General features: G+C 42.9%; 19 protein-coding genes, 3 tRNA genes and 1 pseudogene. 10 read left to right on the top strand and 13 right to left on the bottom strand.

Annotation, left to right across the window (positions count from 1 at the left end):
• Positions 1-4: 4 nt before the first annotated feature.
• Genes thrC through thrA form a run of 3 tightly spaced genes read right to left on the bottom strand, consistent with a single transcriptional unit; the run spans position 5 to position 4,963 of the window.
• Complete coding sequence (thrC, locus tag D0T50_RS04725; RefSeq protein ID WP_163222360.1) at positions 5-1,309, bottom strand: threonine synthase; 1,305 nt, start codon at positions 1,307-1,309, stop codon at positions 5-7.
• A gap of 1 nt (position 1,310) precedes the next feature.
• Complete coding sequence (locus D0T50_RS04720; RefSeq protein ID WP_163222359.1) at positions 1,311-2,516, bottom strand: cofactor-independent phosphoglycerate mutase; 1,206 nt, start codon at positions 2,514-2,516, stop codon at positions 1,311-1,313.
• Positions 2,517-2,527: 11 nt separating this feature from the next.
• On the bottom strand, positions 2,528-4,963 hold the full coding sequence (thrA, locus tag D0T50_RS04715) for a bifunctional aspartate kinase/homoserine dehydrogenase I (RefSeq protein ID WP_163222358.1): 2,436 nt from the start codon (positions 4,961-4,963) through the stop codon (positions 2,528-2,530).
• Positions 4,964-5,797: 834 nt separating this feature from the next.
• Between thrA and radA the strand changes: the two genes are divergently transcribed.
• The 5 genes from radA (at position 5,798) to D0T50_RS04690 (ending at position 12,229) form a co-directional block, all read left to right on the top strand.
• The gene (gene radA, locus D0T50_RS04710) at positions 5,798-7,165 is read left to right on the top strand and encodes a DNA repair protein RadA (protein WP_163222357.1); all 1,368 of its coding nucleotides are present in this window, start codon (positions 5,798-5,800) and stop codon (positions 7,163-7,165) included.
• A 63-nt stretch (positions 7,166-7,228) separates the two neighbouring features.
• Positions 7,229-7,624 carry a GxxExxY protein gene (locus tag D0T50_RS04705; protein WP_163222356.1) on the top strand — a complete coding sequence of 132 codons (396 nt, stop codon included), beginning with the start codon at positions 7,229-7,231 and terminating at the stop codon, positions 7,622-7,624.
• A 45-nt stretch (positions 7,625-7,669) separates the two neighbouring features.
• Complete coding sequence (locus D0T50_RS04700; RefSeq protein WP_163222355.1) at positions 7,670-9,232, top strand: NAD(P)/FAD-dependent oxidoreductase; 1,563 nt, start codon at positions 7,670-7,672, stop codon at positions 9,230-9,232.
• On the top strand, positions 9,229-9,804 hold the full coding sequence (locus D0T50_RS04695) for a LuxR C-terminal-related transcriptional regulator (protein WP_163222354.1): 576 nt from the start codon (positions 9,229-9,231) through the stop codon (positions 9,802-9,804). The genes D0T50_RS04700 and D0T50_RS04695 overlap by 4 nt, the downstream gene beginning before the upstream one ends.
• A 157-nt stretch (positions 9,805-9,961) precedes the next feature.
• On the top strand, positions 9,962-12,229 hold the full coding sequence (locus D0T50_RS04690; protein ID WP_163222353.1) for a TonB-dependent receptor: 2,268 nt from the start codon (positions 9,962-9,964) through the stop codon (positions 12,227-12,229).
• Here D0T50_RS04690 and D0T50_RS04685 read toward each other — a convergent pair.
• From D0T50_RS04685 to D0T50_RS04675, 3 genes are read right to left on the bottom strand one after another with little or no spacing between them, the layout of a single operon-like run.
• Positions 12,226-14,043, bottom strand: coding sequence for a U32 family peptidase (locus tag D0T50_RS04685; protein WP_163222352.1), 1,818 nt, complete (start codon positions 14,041-14,043; stop codon positions 12,226-12,228). The two genes, D0T50_RS04690 and D0T50_RS04685, sit on opposite strands and share 4 nt — an antisense overlap.
• Positions 14,043-14,960, bottom strand: a complete 918-nt coding sequence (gene metA, locus D0T50_RS04680) for a homoserine O-succinyltransferase (RefSeq protein WP_163222351.1) — start codon at positions 14,958-14,960, stop codon at positions 14,043-14,045. Before metA ends, D0T50_RS04685 begins: the two co-directional genes overlap by 1 nt.
• A gap of 49 nt (positions 14,961-15,009) precedes the next feature.
• Entirely contained in the window at positions 15,010-15,711 is a 702-nt protein-coding gene (locus tag D0T50_RS04675) for a porin family protein (protein ID WP_163222350.1), read from the bottom strand.
• A 157-nt stretch (positions 15,712-15,868) separates the two neighbouring features.
• Between D0T50_RS04675 and D0T50_RS04670 the strand changes: the two genes are divergently transcribed.
• Positions 15,869-16,036, top strand: coding sequence for a DUF362 domain-containing protein (locus D0T50_RS04670; protein WP_163222349.1), 168 nt, complete (start codon positions 15,869-15,871; stop codon positions 16,034-16,036).
• A gap of 85 nt (positions 16,037-16,121) precedes the next feature.
• Here D0T50_RS04670 and D0T50_RS04665 read toward each other — a convergent pair whose 3' ends face one another.
• From D0T50_RS04665 to D0T50_RS04650, 4 genes are all read right to left on the bottom strand, one after another.
• A complete protein-coding gene (locus tag D0T50_RS04665) occupies positions 16,122-17,315 on the bottom strand; it encodes a pyridoxal phosphate-dependent aminotransferase (RefSeq protein ID WP_163222348.1) in 1,194 nt (397 codons plus the stop codon).
• 83 nt (positions 17,316-17,398) lie between these two features.
• Entirely contained in the window at positions 17,399-18,613 is a 1,215-nt protein-coding gene (locus D0T50_RS04660) for a bifunctional 3,4-dihydroxy-2-butanone-4-phosphate synthase/GTP cyclohydrolase II (RefSeq protein ID WP_163222347.1), read from the bottom strand.
• Between the two features lie 4 nt (positions 18,614-18,617).
• Positions 18,618-20,516: an LptF/LptG family permease gene (locus D0T50_RS04655; protein WP_163222346.1), complete on the bottom strand. Its 1,899-nt coding sequence runs from the start codon at positions 20,514-20,516 to the stop codon at positions 18,618-18,620.
• Between the two features lie 78 nt (positions 20,517-20,594).
• A complete protein-coding gene (locus D0T50_RS04650) occupies positions 20,595-20,981 on the bottom strand; it encodes an START-like domain-containing protein (protein ID WP_163222345.1) in 387 nt (128 codons plus the stop codon).
• A gap of 182 nt (positions 20,982-21,163) precedes the next feature.
• On the opposite strand from D0T50_RS04650, the gene D0T50_RS04645 reads away from it, so the two are divergent.
• Positions 21,164-21,237, top strand: a tRNA-Met gene (locus D0T50_RS04645).
• Positions 21,238-21,356: 119 nt separating this feature from the next.
• Here the strand turns inward: D0T50_RS04645 and D0T50_RS04640 are convergent.
• Positions 21,357-22,121 (bottom strand): hypothetical protein, encoded by a 765-nt coding sequence (locus D0T50_RS04640; RefSeq protein WP_163222344.1) that lies wholly within the window; start codon positions 22,119-22,121, stop codon positions 21,357-21,359.
• A 748-nt stretch (positions 22,122-22,869) separates the two neighbouring features.
• Here D0T50_RS04640 and D0T50_RS04635 point away from each other — a divergent pair.
• Both D0T50_RS04635 and D0T50_RS04630 read left to right on the top strand, forming a co-directional pair.
• Positions 22,870-24,336: a 4Fe-4S binding protein gene (locus D0T50_RS04635; RefSeq protein WP_163222343.1), complete on the top strand. Its 1,467-nt coding sequence runs from the start codon at positions 22,870-22,872 to the stop codon at positions 24,334-24,336.
• 22 nt (positions 24,337-24,358) lie between these two features.
• A complete protein-coding gene (locus D0T50_RS04630) occupies positions 24,359-25,735 on the top strand; it encodes an aldo/keto reductase (RefSeq protein ID WP_163222342.1) in 1,377 nt (458 codons plus the stop codon).
• Between the two features lie 45 nt (positions 25,736-25,780).
• On the opposite strand, the gene D0T50_RS04625 is transcribed toward D0T50_RS04630, so the two are convergent.
• Positions 25,781-25,853: transfer RNA gene (locus D0T50_RS04625), tRNA-Pro, on the bottom strand.
• A 130-nt stretch (positions 25,854-25,983) separates the two neighbouring features.
• On the opposite strand from D0T50_RS04625, the gene D0T50_RS04620 reads away from it, so the two are divergent.
• A tRNA-Phe gene (locus D0T50_RS04620) sits at positions 25,984-26,056 on the top strand.
• Between the two features lie 117 nt (positions 26,057-26,173).
• Here D0T50_RS04620 and D0T50_RS13930 read toward each other — a convergent pair.
• Positions 26,174-26,259: pseudogene (locus D0T50_RS13930) on the bottom strand (ISL3 family transposase); the annotation flags it as partial.

The raw sequence follows: 26,259 nt of genomic DNA, 5'->3' as shown, positions 1-26,259 counted from the left end.
GTACTTACTTAGTACTCAACAAGTAACTCTTAAATTCTTCAAACCCTTTTCCCATCGGTAAACTCTTCTTCTCGCCTTTCATAAACGCTTGAAGTTTCGCAGGGATTTCAACACGTTCGCCTACAATCTCTTCTACCGTTTCGAGGAACTTAGCAGGATGTGCAGTTTCAATAAATACGCCGATTTCGCCAGGTTTCAAATCTTCTTTTAACGCACGGAATCCACAAGCTCCATGAGGGTCAAGAAGGTAGTTCTCTTCTTGATAAACCTGCTTTACCGTTTCACGAATTTCTTCATCGGTGTAGGTTGCTCCGCTTATCTCGGCAGTGATTGCTTTATGATTATGTTTGTACAAATCGAGTACACGGGCAAAATTACTCGGATCTCCCACATCCATAGCATTGGCAATGGTGGTGGTAGAAGGACGAGGAGTGTATATTCCTGTTTGCAGGTATTGATAGAATATATCGTTACGATTGTTGGCAGCAATGAAACGCTTGATAGAGAGCCCCATTACTTTACCAAATAAGCCTGCGGTAATATTCCCGAAGTTGCCGCTGGGTACACACATCACCATTTGTTGCTCCTTTCCAAGTTTCTTTAGTTGTGCATAAGCGTAAAAATAGTAGAATGCTTGCGGAAGGAAACGTGCTACATTGATAGAATTTGCTGAGGTAAGCAACAATTTTTCGTTAAGTTCCTTATCCATAAAAGCAGCTTTAACCAATGCCTGACAGTCATCAAATGTGCCGTCAACTTCGAGTGCAGTAATATTTTGCCCTAAGGTAGTGAACTGTTTTTCTTGTATCTCGCTCACCTTTCCTTTGGGATATAATACATAAACATGTATACCTTCTACACCCAGGAAACCATTTGCTACTGCACTTCCTGTGTCTCCCGAAGTAGCTACCAGCACATTTACATCTTTCTGCCCCTGCTGTTTGATGAAGTAACTAAGCAAACGCGCCATAAAGCGTCCGCCTACATCTTTAAAAGCAAGAGTCGGTCCGTGATACAATTCCAATGAATAGATATTATCGGTTACTTGAACCAATGGTGCATCAAAGCTAAGAGTATCATAAACAATTGCCTTCAAGACTTCGGCAGGTACATCTTCGCCAAAGAAAGCATTGGCTACTTGGTATGCTATCTCTTGAAAAGAGAGCGTATCTATCTGTTCAAAGAATTCCTTTGGCAAGGGGTTGATGGTCTCGGGCATATATAATCCTTTGTCGGATGCGAGTCCTTTGACTACGGCTTCTTGTAAAGAAGCGAGAGGGGCTTGGTGGTTAGTGCTGTAGTATTTCATCTTATATAAAAATCTTCATAAATTCATTCTTTTCCAATAATCCATATACTCCGTCTTTGGCAGCATCTTCATCGTAACTTTGTACGTTGTCTGCCTCTATACCCGGATACCAAATTAAAAAAGGAACTGGTTCGGCTGTATGGGTGCGAAGTTCGCAAGGTGTAGGATGATCGGGTAGTACGGCAATGGACACAGGTTCGTTCCAATTCTTTACCGCCTCATAGATAGGTCCAACCACCTTACTATCGAGGTCTTCTACTGTTCGTATCTTTAGATTTACATCTCCCTCATGACCGGCTTCGTCACTAGCTTCGACGTGCAGATAGACGAAGTCGTCATCTACGAGTGCTTGCAGAGTGGCAGCGACCTTATTTTCGTAATTGGTGTTGTAAAGTCCGGTAGCCCCTTCCACATTTATTCGTTTTAAGCCTGCGTAGTAGCCAATACCATTGATAAGGTCTACCGCAGAGATAACACTTCCATTTTTAATTTGCGGATAAGTCTGCCATAGAGGTTGCATCTTAGGGCGATAACCCGGTGACCACGGCCATATACTATTAGCAGGGTCTTTTCCTTCGGCTATTCGTTTTTGGTTAATGGGATGATTACTAAGTAATTCCTGTGATTTTAGAATCAATTCATTCAGCAAACGAGCTGTTTCTTCAGCTTCGGGGGTAGCGGGTTGTATCAATAACGGACGAAATGCTTTGCCCGGATGGTCATGCGGAGGAAAGCAGTTAAGTGCTTTGTTGCCACCTTTTATGACCAACAAGTGCCGGTAAGAAACACCGGTATGGAAGGCAACTTGGTCATTACCGAGTTCTTTTTGTAAATAAGCAATAAGCTCGTCCGCCTCTTCGTTACTTATATGTCCGGCAGAATGATTCTTAATCTTTTCGTCTTCTATCGTTATGAGGTTGCAGCGCATAGCCATTTCGCCTGGTTGCACATCAACACCGATATTTGCGGCTTCGAGCACACCTCTTCCTTCGTATATTTCGCAAAGGTCGTAACCTAAGACAGAAAGATTAGCCACTTCGCTCCCCGGATGAAAGCCTTCGGCTACGGTTTTCAGTAATCCGTTGCGTCCCATCCGGGCAAGCATATCCATATAGGGAGTATGAGCATGCTGCAAGATTGTTTTATTTTGAAGAGCAGGAATAGCCCAATCCGCCATTCCATCTCCCAATATTACAAGGTGTTTCATCACGAATACCTTTATACGTTAGCAATACTTGTAATATCGGCAAATACTCCGGCTGCGGTTACACTGGCACCAGCCCCATATCCTTGAATCAACATCGGATACTCTTTGTAACGCTCGGTAGTAATGAGAATGATATTGTTGCTACCTTCCAGTGCATAAAACGGATGTTGCATATCTACTTCCTGCAAGCCCACAGAAGCTTTACCATCTTCGAGCTTGGCCACAAATTTCCAATGTTTGTTCTCTTTTTCGAGCACTTGGCGGCGGGTTTCAAAGTCACCATCAAGTTCTGATATGTTTTTCCAGAAATCTTCCAATGAACCTTCAAAGAAAGAGTCTGGTACAAAAAGGTTCTTCTCTACATCAGCCTGTTCCATTGCATAACCGGCTTCGCGCGCCAGAATTACAAGCTTGCGGATTACGTCTGTTCCACTCAAGTCCACACGTGGGTCGGGTTCGGAATAACCTTCTTCTTTCGCCATTTTAATTGTTTGACTGAAAGGTATATCGGCACTAATCTTGTTGAAGATGTAATTGAGCGTACCCGAAAGCACCGCTTCTATCTTCAGTATTTTATCACCACTATTTATCAGGTCGTTAATGGTTTTGATGATAGGAAGTCCAGCACCTACATTGGTCTCGAAAAGATACTTAACACCGCGACGACGCGCTGTTTGTTTCAAATCTTTATAATTGGCGTAGGCCGAAGATGCAGCTATCTTATTCACAGCAACCACCGAGATGTTGTGTTCCAATAGGTCTTTGTACATAGAGGCAATGGCGCCACTGGCGGTACAATCTACAAATACGGAGTTAAAGATATTCATGCCGATAATTCCTTCGCGCAAGGCATCACCCGTATTTTCAATACCGTTCTTTGCCAACTCTTCCTGATAGGTACTCAAGTCGAAGCCGCGACGGTTGAACATTACCTTGAATTGATCGGCAATGCCTACCACGTTGAGTTTCAACCCGCGTTCGTCCATCAGTTTCTGACGTTGGTTGTGTATTTGACTAATCAAGCTACCACCCACAACACCTGTCCCGCAGATGAAGAGGTTGAGTACCTTGTATTCGGAAAGGAAGAAGGAATCGTGAATAACGTTGAGTGTCTTACGCAACGATTTGGCTTCGACAACAAACGAGATATTAGTTTCCGAAGCTCCTTGTGCACAAGCAATTACGTTGATACCGTTACGTCCCAGTGTACCAAACAATTTACCGGCAATACCCGGTGTATGCTTCATATTCTCGCCCACAATTGCCACGGTAGCAAGTCCGCTTTCGGCAACTACTTTGTTTATCTCGCCCATCTCTATCTCCTTGTCAAACTCCTTATTGAGCAATTCGCAAGCCAGATCAGCATCATCATTGCGCACTCCGATAGAGGTGCTATTTTCCGACGAAGCTTGTGAAACCATAAATACGCTGATGCCACCTTCGGCGAGTTTGCGGAAGATGCGGTAGTTTACACCGATAACACCCACCATACCAAGTCCTTGCACGGTAATTAAGCTGGTATCGTTAATAGAAGATATTCCTTTAATTGCTTTCCCTTCGGGGTTACCTTTCTTATCGAGAATGGATGTTCCTTTAGCTTCGGGATTGAAGGTGTTTTTTATCAGAATGGGTATACGCTTATGAAAAACCGGGTAGATAGTAGGCGGATACACCACCTTTGCACCAAAGTTACATAACTCCATAGCCTCTACATAGCTAAGTTCATCAATAACATAAGCAGCAGAAATCACTCGTGGGTCGGCAGTCATAAAGCCATCTACATCAGTCCATATTTCCAATACAGAGGCACCAAGAGCGGCTGCAAGTACAGAGGCCGTATAGTCGGAACCACCGCGACCAAGGTTGGTCACATCTCCGGTGTTTTTATCTGAAGAGATAAAACCACCTACCACAGCTACTTGAGGAAGATTTTTGAAGGTTTCTTTTATCAGTTCGTTGGTTAGCTCAGTATCCAGCAGATGCTTGGAACGTTTTTTCTCTGTCTTCATAAACAAGCGAGAGTCAAACCATTTTGCTCCGTCTATTATTTCGGTAGCAATAAGCGAAGAGATTCTCTCTCCATAGCTCACGATGGTATCCGAAGTTTTGGGAGAAAGGTCTTTTATAAGATAAATGCCTTGATAGATATTGTGCAGTTCGCCAAGCAGTGCAGTAACTTTATCTTTCAGTGCATCTTGCGCTTTGCCTGCAGGAATTACATTAGCAATCATATCGTAGTGACGCTCTACTATTTCGTTGAACGCTTGCTGATAAGCCGTATCTCCGGCTGCTGCCATCTTGGTAGTGGCAATCAACTTGTCTGTTATGCCACCAAGTGCAGACACAACAACAATTACCGGCTCGTTTACCGACTCTACGATTTTCTTCACGTTTAAGATACTGTTCACGGAACCTACGGATGTTCCGCCGAATTTCATAACTTTCATTTGCTAATTATTTATTTAGGAGAAACCCACCTCAACAGGGCGCATTTCAATTTGTTTTAAGAATGTTGTTTGATTTGATTTCGCCTGCCTTCTGCAAGCGTGATTCACGTAGAAACACAATACTATCCTTAACCCCAAAGGGTCATGGTTGTACACATAAACGTGGTCGTGATATGTGGATAGCATTTTGTCATTTATTCCTTTACTTCTACGTTATTACTTGATAAGTGCTGCAAAAATACGAATAATATTGTAAAACTATCACTATTTATTAATTATTTGTGTATTTTAGTGTACCAACCACTTCAATAGTGTATGGGCGTTGCTCCATGAGCCTATGGATGAACGGGTGTGAGCCATAGGCTGACGGGTCATGAGACTATGGCTGACGGGTCGTGAGACTATGGCTGACAGAGCATGAGACTATGGACGACAACCCAATAGCTTGATATACATTCCAAATGTAGTTTTAGCAAATAGGTCTTCACCTTCACAAAGCGCTGTAAGTGGATGACGGTAAGCGAGTTACGCGTGAAGACCCCCTGTTTTATCCTTCACAAGGTCTTCACAGCCAATTTTCTGACTGATTTTGTATTAAAAACACAGTCAAAAGTGAAGCAAAACTCAGTCAGAAATGAGATAAAAGTCAGTGAGAAATGAAGTGAAAATCAGTGAGAAAAAAAGCTACTTAAAACTCTTATTTAAATACGCTTGTCAGCCTATATCTACAAACGGGCTATTATCACAAAAAGAGAAGTAGATAGCCTGATAATGGTTTATCGCCATCGTATAGATTATTTTGCGTACATTTGCGAAGACAAATCAGCACGTTATATGGCAAAAGAAAAGACCGTTTACGTCTGCACCAACTGCGGACAAGATTCTCCTAAATGGGTAGGTAAATGTACCTCGTGTGGAGAGTGGAACACATATGTGGAAGAAATTGTACGCAAAGAACCGACAAACAAACGCCCTGTTTCGGGCATAGAAACGCCTAAAGCTAAGCCTGTAATGCTTCGCGAAATAGAGGCGGGCGACGAACCACGTATTAATATGAACGATGACGAGCTAAACCGTGTGCTTGGTGGCGGACTGGTTCCGGGTTCATTGGTCTTGATTGGTGGCGAACCGGGCATTGGAAAATCTACGCTTGTATTGCAAACGGTACTTCGAATGCCGCAACATCGCATCCTTTACGTCTCGGGCGAAGAGAGTGCGCGACAGCTCAAACTGCGTGCCGACCGCTTGCATGGTATCTCGGACAATTGTTACATTGTATGCGAGACATCGCTCGAACAGATATACGTACATATTAAGAATATTCGTCCGCAATTAGTCATTATTGATTCCATACAAACGGTTTCTACAGAGAGCATCGAGTCTTCGCCGGGAAGCATCTCGCAAGTAAGGGAATGCTCGGCATCTATCCTTCGATTTGCCAAAGAAACGCATACGCCGGTACTCCTCATTGGGCATATCAATAAAGAAGGAAGCATTGCCGGCCCAAAGGTTTTGGAACACATTGTAGATACGGTGTTACAGTTCGAAGGCGACCAACACTATATGTACCGCATTCTACGTAGCATTAAGAATCGTTTCGGCAGTACGTCGGAGCTGGGTATTTATGAAATGCGACAGGATGGATTACGACAAGTCAGCAACCCATCCGAATTACTGCTTTCGCAAGACCACGAAGGTATGAGTGGCATTGCCATTGCCTCAGCGATAGAGGGGATGCGACCATTTTTGATAGAGACACAAGCACTGGTTAGTTCGGCGGTATATGGCAACCCACAACGTTCATCAACAGGTTTTGACATTCGGCGTATGAACATGCTATTGGCTGTTTTGGAAAAACGGGTTGGTTTTAAGCTGGCGCAAAAGGATGTATTCCTGAACATTGCCGGAGGAATTCGGGTCAATGACCCCGCAATAGACCTCGGAGTTATCAGTGCAATTCTTTCGTCGAATATGGATACGGGTATTGAGTCTGGTGTTTGTGTGGCTGGAGAGATTGGACTATCAGGAGAGATTAGACCAGTAAGCCGCATAGAACAACGTATCAGCGAAGCAGAGAAACTTGGTTTCAAGCAGTTTATTTTGCCGAAGTATAACTTGCAAGGACTAAATGCAAAGAATGTAAAGATAGAACTGGTGCCGGTAAGGAAAGTGGAGGAGGCATTCCGGGTGCTCTTTGGGTGATAATTTTTTGAACCGCAGAGTTACGCGGAGTTGCGCAGAGTTTTTATTTATTAAAAATGAATTATGACAGAAATCGATAAAGAGACGAATGAGCTAGCTTACAAAACTCTTGGATGTGCATATAAAGTCCATACGGAATTAGGTCCAGGATTATTAGAGAATGCTTATGAGCTCTGCCTTTGTTATGAACTAGATAAAGAGGGAATTCCATATGAAAGGCAAAAAGAATTACCTGTGATTTATCATGGACAAACAATAAATTGCGGATACAGAATAGACATATTAGTTGGCAATAGTATTGTGGTTGAACTTAAAGCCGTAGATATTTTAATGCCTGTACATACAGCTCAATTGATGACATATCTAAAATTAAGCAATAACCGCTTAGGATATCTCATCAACTTCAATTGTTCTAGTCTTAAAAGCGGAATAAAAAGAATTGTCCATCAAATAAAATAAAAACTCTGCGCAACTCTGCGTAACTCTGCGGTTCAAAAAAAAAATATGATTAAAGAAATACAACTCCGTCTTCTGCCTCAACAAGCAGTAAGCGAACAAAGCATTAAGAATTATCTCGTTCAAGAGCAAGGCGCCCATGCCAAAAGCATCACTGCCATACGCATCTTGAAGCGAAGTATCGACGCGCGCCAACGTACCATCTTCGTAAATCTCACAATACGGATATATATTGATGAGCAACCTTCCGACCCCGGTTATCAAGAAACCTCCTACCCCAATGTAGAAGGAAAGCCGGAAGTTATTATTGTTGGTGCTGGTCCCGGTGGACTATTCGCTGCCCTACGCCTTATAGAAGCAGGTTACCGCCCCATTGTTGTAGAACGTGGTAAAGATGTGCGCGAACGCAAGAAAGACTTGGCACTCATTAGCCGTGAACAACAAATAAACCCCGAATCCAACTACAGTTTCGGAGAAGGAGGCGCAGGAGCTTATTCTGACGGGAAATTATACACACGCAGCAAGAAACGCGGAAGTGTAGAAAAGATACTCAATGTATTCTGCCAACACGGTGCATCAACAAATATCCGCGTGGATGCACATCCGCACATCGGCACAGATAAATTGCCGCGCGTTATAGAAAATATGCGAAACACCATTCGCGCCTGTGGTGGCGAGGTACATTTTGAGACTCGCATGGATGCGTTGCTGATAGAAAAGAAAACTGTCATAGGTATACAAACCAACACCGGGAAAACATTCAAAGGAGCGGTTATTTTAGCGACAGGACATTCTGCCCGCGATGTCTATCGATGGCTACAGACCAATAATGTTTTCATTGAGCCCAAAGGTATTGCCGTAGGCGTGCGCTTGGAACATCCCGCCCAACTCATCGACCAATTACAATACCACCGTGCAGAAGGAAGAGGTAAATATCTGCCTGCTGCCGAATATAGTTTCGTAACACAAGTAGAAGAGCGTGGTGTATATAGCTTCTGCATGTGTCCGGGCGGATTCATTGTGCCTGCGGCAAGTGGTGCAGAACAAATTGTAGTAAACGGCATGTCGCCTTCCAATCGCGGATCGCGATGGAGCAACTCTGGTATGGTAGTCGAAGTGCGTCCCGAAGATATTACAGGGAGTAGTGAAAATCCACTTAAGATGCTGGAGTTTCAGGAAGAATTGGAAAGACAAGCATGGTTGCAAGGGGGTATGAAACAAACTGCACCGGCTCAACGTATGCTCGATTTCACCCGAAAAAAGCTAAGTTTTGATTTGCCGGAGAGTTCGTACACTCCGGGATTGGTATCTTCACCGCTACACTTCTGGTTACCAGAATTTATCAGCAAACGACTATCGGCAGGGTTTGTTCAATTTGGGAAAATGAGCAAAGGATTCCTGACGAACGAAGCGCTGATGATTGGTGTTGAAACCCGTACCTCATCACCTGTGCGCATTGTACGGGATAAAGACACACTGCAACACATACACATTGCCGGACTATTTCCCTGTGGCGAAGGTGCTGGTTATGCAGGTGGTATCGTTTCGGCTGCTATTGATGGCGAGCGTTGCGCCGAAGCTGCCATGCGTTATATAAGTGAAAGAGTATGAATACAGAAAAGGAAATAGCTATCATTACGCCCGATACGCTTTCGGCAAAAGGTTTGCAGGAGTTGCTCAAGGAGATAAACAATAAGCTCATTATTCGTAAGTTCCCTAATTTCGGTGCCTTTGCTGACGACACCCCGGATATGTACACATGGTATTTTGTATCCTCACAGACGTACGTACTATACAATAATTTCTTCTTACCGCGCAAAAAGAGAACCATCATCCTCATGCACGGCATCGGTGGAACGGCCATCCCTGCGAGCAACTACATCCTGAATATTTTCCTACCCGAAGAGAAGTTAAGGAGCGAACTGGTACAATTCTTAACAGAGCAAACACCCCCTACCCTCCCCAAAGAGGAAGATAAAGATCTCTCTATTCGCGAAATTGAAGTTTTGGTGCTTGTTTCTAAGGGGTATATTAATAAAGAAATAGCAGACAAACTAAACATTAGCCTAACTACCGTTATTACACATCGCAAAAATATCACAGAGAAGCTAGGTATTAAATCTGTTTCGGGACTTACCATGTATGCAGTAATGAATGGATATGTGGAGGCGGATAGGATATAAATTATCAGCCGGGTACAAATCCTCATAAATTAGGATTGCCGCCTTTAGCTTTTTGTCGTTACTTTGCAGGAAAAAATTAACATCTGGTCAAACAAATAGCGTAAGCGGTTGTTGTACTTACATAACCAATCCCGCTGTTACGACAAAAAGATTATTTATGAGAAAAAGATTTTTAACTCTACTGCTATTCGTGGCAGTAACATTTTATGGTGCAAGCGCAAAAGAACTCCCTGTCGACACACTAAAAGTTATTGATATTGAAGAGGTAATCATCATTGCCTCTCCGAAGGAAAGTCGCAAACTGCGCGAACAAGCCAATGCAGTAACATTGCTATCACAACAGGATATGCAAGCCAATCAGGTAAAGTCTATTAAAAATCTCACCTCTATTGTGCCCAACATCTTTATCCCCGATTATGGATCACGACTCACATCGGCTATTTATATTCGCGGAGTAGGATCACGTATTAACACACCATCGGTAGGATTGTATGTAGACAATGTACCGTTTATTGATAAGTCGGCTTTTGACTTCAACTACTCCGACATAGAACGCATTGATGTACTGCGCGGTCCACAAGGAACACTCTATGGGCGTAACTCTATGGGTGGTTTGATTCGTGTTCACACCAAGTCGCCATTCAATTATCAGGGAACGGATGTAAAACTGAGTGCTGCAACTTACAACAACTACAATGCTTCGCTCACACACTATCATCGCATTTCGGAAAAGTTTGCCTTCTCTGCCGGTGGGTTTTACGAATATGCTGGCGGATTCTTCGAAAACGCTACGCTCGATAACAAAAAAGTAGATAAAGGCAATGCAGCCGGTGGACGTATGCGCGGCATTTATCTACCCGGCGAGAATCTGAAAATAGACTTCAGCCTGAGTTATGAATATAGTGACGAGGGGGGTTATGCTTACGGCATGCTCGACAAAGAAACCGGAAAATTCCAACAGCCTGCTTATAACGACGAAAGCAGCTATTATCGAAACTTGCTGAATAGCGGTTTGAATATACAGTATCAGGGAACAAACTTTTTGCTTAGCTCCGTTACCGGCTTTCAACATCTGAAAGACCATATGTTTATTGACAACGACTTTACTTCGGCAAACGTCTTTACACTGGGACAAAAGCAAAAACAAAGTACCATTACCGAAGAAATTACCTTCAGAAATCGAGGTGAAAGGCGCTGGGAGTGGGTTGTCGGTGCATTTGGATTTTACCAATGGCTGAAGACAGACGCACCGGTAAACTTCAAGTCGCAAGGGCTTGCCATGATAGAAAATCAGATAAATAAGGCTATGGCAGAAGCCGGTGCACCAGCTACGGTAGACATAATAGAGGAAGAGATGCCGGTTAGCGGCTTGTATGACACACCAAGCATGGGAGCGGCTATCTTTCACCAATCCACAATCAACGATTTCCTTTTCAAAGGATTGAGTGCCACCATAGGGTTACGCTTAGACTATGAAAAAAACAAAATGACGCACGACACGCAAGCAGCCATGAGTATACAAGCTTATATGATGGGAAGACCCATGGGTAGTCCTCGCACGTATGAATATATCATCGATGGAAAAGAATCGGTGGATTATACTCAATTACTTCCTAAGTTTGCGCTGAAATACGACTTCGACAAACAAAACAACATTTATGCCTCTGCCTCACGCGGATACAGAAGTGGGGGCTATAATCTGCAGATGTTCTCGGATTTAATTCAAGCCAAGATGATGTCGGAAAGCAAACCCGGTTCGGATCCGGTAGAGGCAGATGCAAAAACCATCAGCTACAAACCAGAATATAGCTGGAACTATGAAGTGGGCAGCCACTTAACCTTAGCCAAGAACAAGCTATGGACAGATATCTCTGTGTTCTTCATGGATACCAAAGACCAGCAGATTGCCAAATTTGCACCTAGCGGACTAGGACGTATGATGGAGAACGCTGGTCGTAGCCACAGCCACGGTGGGGAAATTTCCATCAAAGCAAAGGTCAGCAACCCATTGACGCTGAATATAAACTACGGTTACACCCACGCTACTTTTAGAAAGTACGATGACAACGAGAGTAACTACAAAGGAAAATATGTTCCTTTTGTGCCACAAAACACACTTAATGCAGGAGCAGAGTATGTGATTATAGCTGACAAAACATCATTGCTGGATGAAGTACGCATTAATGTAAACTACAATGCCGCTGGAAAAATCTACTGGACAGAAGCAAATGATGCAAGCCAGAAGTTTTATGGAACATTGAACTGGCGAATAAGCGCCATTACCAAAAAAGTACAAGTGGATGTTTGGGCACGCAATTTCTTGGATAAGGAATATACCACATTCTACTTCGAAACAATGGGCAACAGCTTCAGACAACAGAGCAAACCCATGCAGGTAGGAATGGACATACGGTGTCGCTTTTAATCTGCGTACACTTTCATTTGGCACGCTTTGCAGTCGAACTCAAGACGGAAGCGTTTGCCATTAGTAGCCTGGAGATAAAGCGTTGTATCCATACGACGCCCTCCATGCTTCACACACCACCCCATGCTAAAACGCAAACAGTGCTTGCAAAACATTAAGGGAACATTTTCCTGATGGTTCACTTCGTAAGCCGGTACTACTTGTTGCACTCCGTGTGTCTGATAGAAGGTAGTAGCTAATGAATTACCTACATTGCCCAGATAGCTTAATACTACTTCAGGATACGGATGTGTAGTTGGTTTGAAAAGAGCTAACTCCCTGCGATACACAATACGCCGACAAGCCAATAATTTATCTACCGCCATGCGTCGCCAATCAGAGAGCAACGAAGCGGGAATAAACCAGTTGGATGTAAAATCCACATCCACACGCGTTGCCTCAAAAGGTGTGTTACCCAACTTGGAGAGTTGCTTTTTTAGATTATCCTCTTGAGGACTCTTCGCCAATTCTTTCTCGCGTGGAAACGAAAGGGTTACATTGTTATCGTCTTCATCTGTGAGGGATAAAGAGAAGCCCTGACTATTTTCGGTAAGAACAATGCCTACCTGTATCTTCCTCTCACTCGATTTGCGCGAAAGCAGTCGCTCAAATTCTTGATCATAGTTACGGTAAAGAGTTGTTTTTGGAGCAATACGTATTGCCTCTTGTAGGAAAAGCTTATTGCCCTCCACCTTATTAATACGGAAACCTTGCAGGTGCCCTTGTTCGTCCAGGTAGCACATGCCATCACCATTATTAAAGGATTTTACTCCGGCTACAACGATGCAATTGCTACGTGCTTCCTTTACTCGACCCATCTCTTCGCCTAAAGATTTCGGTGTATCAAAAGAATGAATATCTTGCGAGCGACCAGCCAAGAAATAGTTCGTAAAACCACGACTGAAGCTCTTATCCAATTGTGGCGTAAAGGAATAGTGACACGTACCCGATGAAGCACGCACATATTCAACCCGCTTCTTAAATAGCGTATCGAGTTTCTTGCGATAAGCAGCCGTAACATTCTTTACGTACGACACCTCTTTCAAACGTCCTTCTATCTTCAATGAAGATACACCTGCATCGAGCAATCGCTCCAACTGTTCACTTTGATTCAAATCTTTGAGAGAGAGTAAATGTTTATCTCTGACTAGTTGTTTCCCATTGGCATCTATCAAAGAAAAAGGTAAGCGACAAAACTGTGCACATGCGCCACGGTTGGCACTCCGCCCATAGCACGCTTCGCTTATATAGCATTGTCCACTATAGCTCACGCATAAGGCGCCATGCACAAATACTTCCAACGGAACAGGAGTGGTATCATGTATCTGCTTGATTTCCTCAAGAGAGAGCTCGCGAGCCAATACCACTTGTTTGAAACCGGCATCAGCAAGAAATTTCACCTTTTCGGGGGTGCGATTATCCATTTGTGTGCTGGCATGCAAAGGTATAGGAGGAAGGTTCAGAGCAGTAATCCCCATATCCTGAATAATCAACGCATCAACACCTATGTTGTAGAGCGACCAAATAAGCTTTTCGGTTTCCTCCAACTCACTCTCATAGAGCAAAGTATTGAGGGTTACATACACGCGTACATTATATATATGGGCATAGTTGACCAACTCAGTAAGGTCTTCCAAAGAATTTCCGGCAGCAGCACGCGCACCAAACTTAGGCGCACCAATATATACCGCATCGGCACCGTGGTCTACAGCGGCTATGCCACATTCCAGATTCTTGGCAGGGGCAAGTAACTCTATTTTGCGTTGCTTAAGCACTATTTAATATCTTCTATATTGAATGGGGTTTCTTGATACACATAGTAGTTCAACCAGTTGGTAAAGAGCTGATTGGCATGCGCCCGCCAACGAACTAACGGCCCCTCTTCCGGTTTATTGTTTTTATAATAATTCGAAGGAACGTCAATAGGTAGCCCTTTGTCTACATCACGACGATACTCGGTATCGAGTGTATAAGGAGAATACTCCGAATGTCCGGTTACAAAGAACTCGCGACCACCGCGTGCCATAACCATATAAACGCCTGATTCTTCGGACTCAGAAAGTAGAGTAAGGTTTGGATTGGCCAAGACATCCTTGGCGCGTATTTCTGTATGCCGACTGTGAGGTACATAAAACTCGTCATCAAAACCGCGGAAGATAGGATCTTGCGGATACAATACGTGATGCTTAAAAACACCAAACATTTTCTTCTCGAGTGGATACTTAGGCACCCCGTAATGATGATATAGTCCTGCTTGTGCTGCCCAACAAATGTAGAGTGTGGAAGTAACATGCGTCTTCGCCCATTCAAATATTTCGGTAATCTCATCCCAGTAGCTTACTTCCTCAAAGTCCATCTGTTCTACAGGTGCACCGGTAATAATCATTCCGTCGTACTTCTCGTTGCGCATATCATCAAAGTCGCGATAGAAGGTTTGCATGTGCTCAACAGGTGTATTCTTGGAGGTATGACTCTTTATTTTCATAAAGGCAATTTCCAATTGCAGCGGAGTATTGGAAAGCAAACGTATCAAGTCCGTTTCGGTAGTTATCTTCAACGGCATAAGGTTGAGGATAGCAATACGCAACGGGCGAATGTCTTGTTTGGTGGCACGCGTAGCGTCAATCACAAAGATATTCTCTTCTTTGAGAAGCTCAATGGCAGGCAGTTTGTCGGGTAAATTCAGCGGCATACGACTACTTTTTTAGTGAATTGAACCACAAAAGTAATCAAAAAAACAGTTATTCGAAGTAGAATGTAAGCACAATCATGCGCGACTTGCCTTTATCCACAGACTCTGTGAACTTCAACAATGACAAATCAGTGAGGTCCGTTCGGTCCTTGTCTATGAGATTACTCAAGCCAAAACAAAACTTCAGCTCGGGAATGAACTTAAAAAACGGGAGATAAAAATCGCATCCCAATCCCAACTCTATGTAACAATCTACCGATTTCATCAGCAAGGCATTACGCCGCTTCACACCTAAGTCGTAAACCGGATTTATACCTGCCATGAGATAAGGGCGATAATTATTAAAGCGTTCGGAACTGAATTTCAGGTTAAGTGGTACAGAGATATAGCTCGATTTGATTTGCTGACGATGCACTTCTCCTGTGGCTTGTTCCTTAAAAACCACCGTTTTATCGCCAAAGTAAAGTGAAGGAATAACACGAAATGCCAAATGATTCGTCAGGTAAAACTCCCCAAGCACTCCAATATTAAAACCCGGCGAATACTCGGGTGTATCGGCAAACCAGGTTTGTCCGTCTGCCGTTATGAAACCATTGTTCACAAGCTGCAGGTCTTGCGTGTGCATACCTATCAGAAAGCCATAATGAAACTTCCGCTGGTCAATATAAGGGCGGTTCTGTACTTTGCGCTTTTGCGCAAAAGCACATGTAGCTAATAAGATAGTCAATGTTATAAATAAAACTCTCTTCACACTACATAAAACGTTTCGAGTTTGCAATTATTGCCCATTTTATTTAGAAGGTTTACAAATTAGCTCAAATTCATTCAACTTCTATGGGAGGTACAAATAAATAACCTAATTTTGCTCGTGATATTAATACAGATAATAATAATTTAATTCTAGAAAAATGGCTTACGTAATTAACGAAGATTGTATCGCTTGCGGATCTTGTATCGACGAATGTCCGGTAGAAGCTATCTCTGAAGGCGATATCTATGCTATTAATCCTGATGTATGTACAGATTGTGGTACTTGCGCAGATATTTGTCCTTCTGAAGCAATCCACCCGGAATAATAGATAGTTAGAAAAAATCGAAAAAGAGGAACCAATCATTGATTCCTCTTTTTTTATTCTCATAGTTTTATGTTGATATATTCAACTACTTCAGCAACGCTAACGCTTCTTTAATTCTACGAACGGCCTCCACTATATTCTCATCCGAAGTCGCATAGCTCATACGAATACACTCGGGTGCTCCAAACGCTGCACCACCCACACAAGCCACATGACCTACCTCAAGCAGGTACATTGCCAAGTCGGCAGCATTTTCAATTTTATGCGCACCGTTTGACTTACCAAAATAGTAGTCACACTTAGGGAATAAATAGAAAGCACCTTCGGGTACATTCACCTCAAAACCGGGTACTTCCTTCGCCAACTTCACAATGAGGTCACGACGACGTTGGAAAGCTTCGCGCATTTGTGCAACCGGTTCCTGAGAACCCAGATAAGCCGCTTCGGCAGCTTTTTGAGATACGGAACATGGTCCTGAAGTGTACTGACCTTGCAATTTGTTCACAGCAGAAACAACCCATTGCGGTCCGGCTATAAAACCAATTCTCCAACCGGTCATAGCGTATGCTTTAGAAACACCGTTTACAATAACCACACGGTCAAACAGCTCTGGGAACCGCGCCATACTTTCGTGCTTACCGATATAGTTTATATGTTCGTAGATTTCGTCGGCAATAACAATAACTTGTGGATGCTTTGCCAGTACCGCAGCCAGTCCTGCCAACTCTTCTTTAGAGTACACCGAACCGGTAGGATTAGACGGAGAACACAAAATGATTGCTTTTGTTTTAGGAGTAATAGCCGCTTCGAGTTGTGCAGGAGTAATCTTGAAATCTTGTTCGATACCTGCAGGAATGATAACACTTTTACCTTCCGCCAACTTTACCATTTCGGGGTAGCTTACCCAGTATGGTGCAGGGATAATCACTTCATCGCCCGGATTTACCAATGCCAACACTACGTTACACACCGATTGTTTGGCACCATTAGCACATGATATTTGATTTACAGTGTATGTAAGTCCGTTTTCTTTCTTTAGTTTCGCAACAATAGCATCACGAAGCCCAGGGTAACCCGGTACGGGCGAGTAACGAGAATAGTTCTCATCGATTGCTTTTTTTGCTGCCTCTTTAATGTGGTCGGGCGTGTTGAAATCGGGTTCACCAACACTCAGATTAATAACATCAATGCCTTGAGCTTTTAATTCGTTGCTCTTTTGCGACATAGCTAATGTCTCAGAAGGAGACAAGCTGTTCAAACGGTCTGATAACTGATTCATCTGTAAACTAATATTTGGTTATTTCTTTAATTTTGCTGCAAAAATAGTTGATTTCATTGAATTATGAAAGCTATTCAACAAATTTACTTCTTCATATGTAACGAATGACCCATTCGTTCTTTCTTTGTACGCAAGTAACTTTCGTTGTATTTATTGGGGGTAATCTCAATAGGCACATTCTCGGTTATTTCCAAACCATAAGACTCTAAGCCAATGCGCTTTACCGGATTGTTAGTCATAAGCCGCATTTTGGTTACACCCATCTCACGAAGCATATGCGCACCTACACCATAGTCGCGTTCATCGGCATTAAAGCCCAAATGCAGGTTGGCATCCACAGTGTCATAGCCTTCTTCCTGCAATTTATAAGTGGCTATTTTATTCATCAGTCCAATGCCACGACCTTCCTGACTCATATAAACAATCACACCTTTGCCTTCTTTCTCAATCGTCTGCATAGCTTTATGTAGTTGTTCGCCACATTCACAGCGACAAGAGCCAAAGACATCACCCGTCATGCACGAAGAGTGAACACGCACTAATACCGGCTCGCCTTTCTCCCATGTTCCTTTTGTAAGAACTACATGCTCCATGCCATTTGATTTCTGGCGGAAAGGAGTCAAACGGAAATGCCCATATTGCGTAGGCATATCTACCGTTTCGCCTTTCTCCACTATTGATTCTTGTTGAAGACGATAAGCAATGAGGTCTTTTATAGAGATAATTTTTATATCAAACTTCTTAGACACTTCAATAAGTTGTGGTAAACGCGCCATAGTACCATCTTCGTTAATTATCTCAATCAACGCGCCGGCAGGGTACAAACCTGCTAAACGGGCAAGGTCTATGGTAGCTTCAGTATGCCCGGCACGACGAAGCACTCCTCTGCTTCGGGCACGAAGCGGACTTAAGTGTCCCGGGCGACCCAAATCCGTTGGCTTTGTATTAGGGTCTGCCAACGAGCGGATAGTTGCCGCTCTATCATGCATAGATACACCAGTGGTGCAACCTACAAGCAAGTCTACCGTTACAGTAAAAGGAGTTTCGTAGATAGAAGTATTTGCCGAAACCTGCATTTCGAGTTCTAATTCGGCACAACGTTCTTCGGTAATAGGCGCACAAAGCACGCCACGTCCATGAGTTAGCATGAAATTTATCGCTTCGGGAGTTACTTTCTCTGCAGCAATAATAAAATCACCTTCGTTCTCACGGTCTTCATCGTCAACAACAATAAGAAATTTGCCTTCTTTAAAGTCGGCAATCGCTTCTTCTATGGTATTCAATTTAAAATCTTCCATATTCTTATATCTTATTTTCGGTAATCATGGTTTGTATATCGCCATTTATTTTTATTACTTTTTCAATATCTTTCTTCAACCGTATGCGGAAAACCCACATGCGGAAATAAAAGAATAGCCCCACAGGCACCAGCAGCCCCGTAAGCATATTAATCCACTCTATACGGAATGGTTTGGTATGCGCTGCAGTAGGAATGATGGGGTATTTATTCAGCGAATTGAGGATTAACGTAGACTTTGAGTTGGACATCTCATCAACCAGCTCTTCCAAATGATTATTTATATCAACAATCTCTTTATCCTCCTTTTCGACCATCCACAATTTGAAATAATTGGGTGCTTTCGTCAATCGGTGGGTAACAAGGTATTGATTGCAAGCTGCGGTAAGTTTCTCCAACCCACTTGGCAGCCTGTTGTAATCCGGATCGTCGATAATTACATCTTTACGCGTCATGTGCCGCACAGTGCGTATACCTACCACACGCTTAATCCATGCAGTATATATATCGGCATTGAATACCACCGAGTCATTATTGGACTTATAAGTAAGGAACGCTCCGAGCGGCGCAAGAATAGCGGTACTAAGCCACATACCCATAAACATTATCCATTTACCATCGCGCGCCATTTTGTAGCCCATATTCTCTATTACATAATAAAAAATGAAGAGCAACACCGAAATAACCACTGGCATACCAAGCCCTCCTTTACGGATAATAGCACCCAATGGCACACCTATAAAAAAGAATATAAGACAGGAAAGCGATATAGAGAGCTTACGATGCCATTCTGTTTTGTGGCGACGAATGTTACGATCGCTTTCGTTAATGGTGTATTTCTTAAACTCTAGATCTTGCTTATAGCTTTCGGCACGTGTTACAGCAGAATTGATTGTTTTTTGCTTCTGCGCCAGAGTCGCACTCGCATAAAGGCTATCCACATTAAAGCTGGTGAGTCGTGCTTCTGCCATTTTCAGCGTATCTTCTTTGCTTAGCGATGGCGAATAGAGAAATACCCCCTGCTTAGCATCCTTAAAATTCTTACGCCCGATGCTATCGGTTACCGTCGTCATAGAGTCGATGGAGTGACTTAGCATCGCCATGTCTTTACCTATGGATTGGTTGGTAGCGTAACCTTCGTCCATCATATTAAAGCCCGAGTCAAACTCTATCAGCGTATGTTTTTCACGAAATGTTTCGCGCATATAGGGCACACTACTGGAGCTTGATTGTTGTGCTTTTATATTTTGAAAAGATTCGCCACTGTAAAGATGCAAATAGAGGTGTTGCTGGTCGGCAGTCATTTGCAAGCGTCCCGAATCGGCAACAATGATGTGGGGTTTATCAGATCCCTCAGAAAAGTCGTATATCATCACATCATAGAGTATCCCTGTGTTGCGATCTTTCTTTTTTACATAAATACTATATTGATCTATTCCATCATAGAACACGCCTTCGGGTATTTCGAGTTCGGGCGATTTTTGCTTTACCGAGTATAGCAGTGTAAGAAGTTTAACGTTGGCATAAGGCCCTACCACATTCTGAAAATAAAAGGAGACGCAACACAAGAACATGGTAAGTACAATAAGCGGTCGCATGATTTTGAGCAATGATATACCCGCCGCCTTCATAGCCAGCAGCTCGTATCGTTCGCCGAAATTACCAAATGTAATGAGAGAAGCCAATAGTATGGCAAGCGGAAGTGCCGCAGGCACCAAGGTTAATGCCGAATAATAGAAAAAAGAGGCAAGCACATTCATCTCCAGCCCCTTACCTACCAATTCATCTACATACTTCCATAAGGACTGCATCATAAAAATGAATAGGCAGATAAGAAACGTGCCGGCAAATGTCAGCAAGTAACTCTTTAACAAAAAGCGATCTAATTTTTTTATGCCCGGCATCTCACGTCGTTGAGTGTTCAAAACGCAAAATTAGCACAAAAAAGGGATTGCAGAAAAAAACGCAACCTTTTATAACAATTAGAAACCATAAGCCCTTCGCATGGCTTCTATCTGAGAATCCCACAACTCTTTCATATCATCTACTTCGCCAGGGTCGGCAAAATCAGTGATTTCTATCACAGTATCGTTGGTTAGTTCGCTATTGGTCATTTTAATTTCAAAGTAGTCGCGTTCGTTTTCATCATCCAGCCAACGAAAACGAATATACGAATAAGCCCTTATAGCGGTTATTTCTGCTTCTCTTGACTCTGTTTTCCCCCAATAGAAAGTTACAAGTTTATCGTTGGAAATTACTTTATCTGCAAACCACTCTTCCATTCCGGAAGGTGTACTGATAGCCGACCATACAAGATTCTTCGATGTTGGGTTCAATAGATACTCTACATGTACTTTCTCTTTTTTCATAATTTCTGCGTTAAACGGTTATTGCTGGCAATATAAAGACTTTTTCCGAATTACACTATATAAAGTGAAAAAGATTTCTTTTGGTAATTTTATTTATTGAAAGAAATCTTGCACAAAATAAAATCTATTTTTTGGAGAATAAGAAAAAACTTCTATCTTTGCACCCGCAATCACAAATTGATGGCGCGATAGCTCAGCCGGTTAGAGCGCATGATTCATAATCATGAGGTCCCCAGTTCAATCCTGGGTCGCGCTACAATCAAAAGAATAGGCATTTAGGAGGCTTCCACTCTTGGGTGCCTTTTCTTTTTTTAATACTAAAAGAGCCGGTGACGCAAAGTTCACCGGCTCTTCTTATTTCATAAAAAGACGTTATTAGTCTTTCAAAAACATTTTAGTTGCTTTTGAAGAACCGTCTTCGTATATATATCTTACGATATTAAAGCCTGCTGCAGGTTCTGCCAATTTAGCACCTGACACGCTGTAATATTCTGTTTTTACGATTGCTTTTTCTGCAACAACTTCGCCGATGCCGGTTGAAACCTCTTGGATAGTTATTGATTTTAATATAATACCACCACTATATTTGAGAGACACATCTCCGTTTGCTACAACCATAAACTCATTAGTAACAACAGATTTGGGGTCTCCCCAAGTAGTAGGACCAACCTCTCCTGTCAGGTTAGTAATACTGGAAAATCCACGTGCCTCACTATCTTTGGCACTTATAAATTTAACTATCACTTTTTGACCTGCGACTAGATCTTTAATAATAACATCTTTATTTGAACTACCACACTGAACACCCATATTGCCTTCCCAATTATGGCGAATATTAAAGTTACCTGCACTGAGGGATCCACCTCCAATTAGGAAACCCTTAAGTTCTTCTATTTCAACATTGTTTGCTTTGAACACCCCTTTATCAACAGTTGCCACTTTATTTTTGTAGCGTCGAACAACGTCTCCATTCATATCAGCTTCCCAATTCTCTGTATCAGCAGCAAGATTAGCAACAGTAGCCGCACTCCATACCTCAAGATCATACACTTTAACATTAGTCCAATCTTGCGCCATCGCAGTTTTTGCACTAAACAGTGCACACATCATAAAAATACCAAAAAGTAATTTTGTCTTCATAGATAAAATGTTTTATAAATTAGTAATGTTGTTTTAGTAGGTGATATACACCTCTTTATTTGGCAAAAATACCAGTTTTAATTATAACAACAAGTATTTATCTGAATTTATGTTGAATTTAACACATTCTGCCTACGGCTGAGTGGTCGTGAGTCATAGGTGCACGGGCAATGAAACTATGGCAGACGGAGCATGAAGTATAGGCAGACGGGAGATGAGGTTATGGCTGACGGAGTCTATTTTAATAAGAGCTTTAAGCAATGTTTTTTCTCACTGTTTTTCACTTCATTTCTCACTGATTTCCACCTCGTTTCTCACTGATTTCCACCTCGTTTCTCACTGATTTCTTAACACAAAACCAGTCAGAAAATTGGCTGTGAAGACCTCGTGAAGGATAAAACAGGGGGTCTTCACACGTAACTCGTTTACCGTCATTCACTTACAGCGGTTTGTGAATGTGAAGACCTATTTCGATAAATGCCGTTTGGGAGTGTATAGCAATGCGTTATAATGAATAAGCACTTAATTAATGCAATGAGTTATTTCGTTAATGCAACGAGTTATACTGTTAATGCATTGAGTTATATCGCTAATGCATTGCTTTCTGACGAGCTATTGTTGATGTATCATTTTTTAAGACACACAATGAAATCCTAAAAACCAAGGGATAAATGGCAGGTATTTTTTGTAAGATAGAAATAATACGCTATTTTTATGCGGTTTTACACGAAATAATAAAATTACGGCTATGTTACGAAAAACAAGGATTGGCGCGGCTCTCTTTTGGTTCACGCTGCTTACGTTGCTGTTTCTTGACTTTACAGGGGGTCTACACAAATGGCTGGGATGGTTAGCTCACATTCAACTTATCCCGGCAATCATTGCGTTGCACATCGGTATCATTATTGTATTGATATTGCTCACGCTACTCTTCGGGCGCGTTTACTGTTCGGTGATTTGTCCGCTGGGCGTATTTCAAGACGGTGTATCATGGGTATCTGCCCAACGAAAGAAAAAGAAACGCCGTTTTAGATTCTCACCTGCCATTTCGTGGTTACGATATACGCTGTTGGGTGTTTTTGTATTAGCACTTATCATGGGGTTTAACTGGCTTGTTGCTATATTGGAACCATACAGTGCTTATGGACGCATAGCCTCTACGATTTTTGCACCTGTGTATCAGTGGGGAAACAATTTGCTGGCTTGCGTTGCCGAACGTGCCGATAGCTATCTCTTCTACTCTACCGAGGTATGGCTGAAAAGTGGGCTAACACTGGCAGTTGCCATCGCAACACTTACTATAATCAGTATATTGGCTTGGCGAAACGGACGCACCTATTGCAACACCATTTGTCCAGCAGGAACACTGCTCGGCTTCTTCTCTCGCTTCTCCTATTTCAAACCGATTATCGATGCTGATAAGTGCAACAAATGCGGACTTTGTGCACGCAACTGCAAGGCTTCCTGCATCAACCCAGAAGACCAAAAGATTGACTACAGCCGCTGTGTGGCATGTATGAACTGTATTGGCACGTGCAACAAAAACGCACTCACTTATGCACGCCCCAGAGGTAAAAAAGATGCCAAAGATTCTTCACGCCGCAACTTCCTTTCGGCAGTAGGCATGGTCGCTGTGAGCGCCACGCTGAAAGCACAAGAAAGAAAGGTAGATGGCGGACTGGCAATTATCGAAGACAAGAAAATACCTAAACGCACCACACCTATTTTTCCTGCCGGAGCCGAGAGTGCAAAGAATTTCGGTCAGCATTGCACGGCTTGCCAGCTATGTGTTTCGGTATGTCCGAATCAGGTACTTCGCCCATCCGAAAAATTAGACCGATTTATGCAACCCGAGATGTCATACGAGCGTGGCTACTGCCGTCCCGAATGTACCAAGTGCGCAGAGGTTTGTCCCACTCATGCCATACATCCCATCAGCGTAGCCGAAAAATCATCTATACAAATAGGACACGCGGTGTGGTTCAGAAGGAATTGCCTGACCACTAAAGGGGTGAAATGCAATAACTGCGCACGCCACTGTCCTACGGGAGCTATTATGATGGTTCCAAGCAATACCAAAGATCCCAACTCTATAAAGATTCCCGCCATTGACACCAGCCGTTGTATTGGTTGCGGTGCATGCGAGAACCTTTGTCCGGCGCGTCCATTCAGCGCCATTCATGTGGAAGGTCATGAAAGACATAGCTTTATTTAACCACAACAAAAGCTGAAGTACAATGAAAGAGAATAAGAAAAACAAGATAAACCGTAGAGAGTTTTTTAAGGTATTGGGAGCTGGAGCGCTTGCCACTACTTCCTTGTATGGCTGTAGCCCGAAAGAAAACTCATCGGACAATGCAGCCGAATCGAGCGAAATACCCAAAGACAAAATGACCTTCCGCACCAATCCTCACTCGGGCGATAAAGTTTCGCTACTGGGGTATGGATGTATGCGTTGGCCTATGAAGAAGAAAGAAGATGGCAGTGGCGATGAAATTGACCAAGAAACCGTAAACAGGCTGGTTGACTATGCCATTGCACACGGCGTAAACTACTTCGACACCGCTCCGGTTTATATTCAGGGCTGGTCCGAAGCATCAACGGGCATTGCACTAAGTCGCCATCCACGAGATAAATACTTTATTGCCACCAAGTCTTCGCGCAACAATACACTTGAGAGCGGGATTGCCATGTATCGCCAATCCATGAAAGACCTGCAAGTAGATTATATCGATTACTATCTGCTTCATTCGGTAGGTGGCGGCAACGGTATCTCCACATTCGAAAGCCGCTTCATAGACAATGGGCTGCTCGACTTCTTCTTAAAAGAGCGTGAAGCCGGACGCATTCGTAATCTGGGATGGTCGTTTCACGGAGCAGTCGAAGTGTTTGACCATTTACTTGCTATGGATATACAGTGGGATTTCTGCCAGATACAGCTCAATTATCAGGATTGGAATCATGCATCGGGTAGAAACGTAAATGCGGAGTACCTTTATACTGAATTGGTAAAGCACAACGTCCCTGCCGTCATCATGGAGCCTCTTCTGGGTGGAAGATTAGCGAGTATCAACGCTCACATGGCAGAGATGCTTAAACGCCGTCGCCCACAAGAGAGCATTGCCTCTTGGGCTTTCCGCTTTGCGGGTACTCCTCCGGGGGTACTTACCGTGCTTAGTGGCATGACTTATATGGAGCACTTACAAGATAACCTCCGCACTTACTCACCACTAGAGCCACTCTCTAACGAAGAAGACACTCTTTTGAAAGAGATTGCCGACATGATGGTAGAACTCCCACTCATCCGCTGCACCAATTGTCAATATTGTATGCCATGCCCTTACGGAATAGACATCCCAAGCGTATTCCTACATTATAATAAATGTGTTACCGAAGGAAATGTACCAAAGAGTTCGCAAGATGAGAATTACCGTAAGGCTCGCCGCGCCTTCTTGATAGGTTACGATCGTAGCGTGCCAAAACTTCGCCAAGCAAATCATTGCATTGGATGCGACAAATGTCGGGAACATTGCCCACAGCGCATCAACATCCCTAAAGAGATGGAAAAGATTGATGAATATGTAGAATTATTAAAACAAGGAAAAGAGTTTTAAGCGGAACAAAAAAGGTTTAACTTATTGAAAGTTAAACCTTTTTTGTCGGAATGAGGCGACTCGAACGCCCGACCCCTACGTCCCGAACGTAGTGCGCTACCAACTGCGCTACATTCCGCTGCTGTTTGCGTTTGCAAAATTACGTATTTTTTCTTTCACACAAATAATTCTGCAAATATTTTAATTAAATTCGCGAATATACTTGGGGATTAAAAAAAAAGGTTTAATTTTGCACCCGCAATCACAAAGGTGCCATAGCTCAGTTGGTAGAGCAAAGGACTGAAAATCCTTGTGTCCCCGGTTCGATTCCTGGTGGCACCACTTAAAAAGAGTAGCAAAACGAAGCAAATCCCTGAAACTGTCTATGTTTCAGGGATTTTTCTTTTTAGGACAACCCTGTAAAAATGGATCAACGTAAAAACCTGAGGGATTTTATTTTTATGCATAAATATTTGTCAGCCTGTATATAAAGAATTCCCTTTCCCTTACTCCTCTGAACTGTGCTCTAAATGCCTTTATTTTTG

This window comes from Bacteroides sp. 214 (genome assembly GCF_010501015.1).
GTDB lineage: Bacteria > Bacteroidota > Bacteroidia > Bacteroidales > Bacteroidaceae > Bacteroides.
The sequence above is the reverse complement of the archived record's forward strand: the minus strand, read 5'-3'. Positions and strand labels throughout refer to the sequence as shown.

Coding starts and splice junctions, on each gene's coding strand:
- thrC (WP_163222360.1), bottom strand. CDS start 1,309: ATGAAATACTACAGCACTAACCACCAAGCCCCTCTCGCTTCTTTACAA.
- D0T50_RS04720 (WP_163222359.1), bottom strand. CDS start 2,516: ATGAAACACCTTGTAATATTGGGAGATGGAATGGCGGATTGGGCTATT.
- thrA (WP_163222358.1), bottom strand. CDS start 4,963: ATGAAAGTTATGAAATTCGGCGGAACATCCGTAGGTTCCGTGAACAGT.
- radA (WP_163222357.1), top strand. CDS start 5,798: ATGGCAAAAGAAAAGACCGTTTACGTCTGCACCAACTGCGGACAAGAT.
- D0T50_RS04705 (WP_163222356.1), top strand. CDS start 7,229: ATGACAGAAATCGATAAAGAGACGAATGAGCTAGCTTACAAAACTCTT.
- D0T50_RS04700 (WP_163222355.1), top strand. CDS start 7,670: ATGATTAAAGAAATACAACTCCGTCTTCTGCCTCAACAAGCAGTAAGC.
- D0T50_RS04695 (WP_163222354.1), top strand. CDS start 9,229: ATGAATACAGAAAAGGAAATAGCTATCATTACGCCCGATACGCTTTCG.
- D0T50_RS04690 (WP_163222353.1), top strand. CDS start 9,962: ATGAGAAAAAGATTTTTAACTCTACTGCTATTCGTGGCAGTAACATTT.
- metA (WP_163222351.1), bottom strand. CDS start 14,960: ATGCCGCTGAATTTACCCGACAAACTGCCTGCCATTGAGCTTCTCAAA.
- D0T50_RS04670 (WP_163222349.1), top strand. CDS start 15,869: ATGGCTTACGTAATTAACGAAGATTGTATCGCTTGCGGATCTTGTATC.
- D0T50_RS04665 (WP_163222348.1), bottom strand. CDS start 17,315: ATGAATCAGTTATCAGACCGTTTGAACAGCTTGTCTCCTTCTGAGACA.
- D0T50_RS04660 (WP_163222347.1), bottom strand. CDS start 18,613: ATGGAAGATTTTAAATTGAATACCATAGAAGAAGCGATTGCCGACTTT.
- D0T50_RS04655 (WP_163222346.1), bottom strand. CDS start 20,516: ATGCCGGGCATAAAAAAATTAGATCGCTTTTTGTTAAAGAGTTACTTG.
- D0T50_RS04650 (WP_163222345.1), bottom strand. CDS start 20,981: ATGAAAAAAGAGAAAGTACATGTAGAGTATCTATTGAACCCAACATCG.
- D0T50_RS04640 (WP_163222344.1), bottom strand. CDS start 22,121: ATGAAGACAAAATTACTTTTTGGTATTTTTATGATGTGTGCACTGTTT.
- D0T50_RS04635 (WP_163222343.1), top strand. CDS start 22,870: ATGTTACGAAAAACAAGGATTGGCGCGGCTCTCTTTTGGTTCACGCTG.
- D0T50_RS04630 (WP_163222342.1), top strand. CDS start 24,359: ATGAAAGAGAATAAGAAAAACAAGATAAACCGTAGAGAGTTTTTTAAG.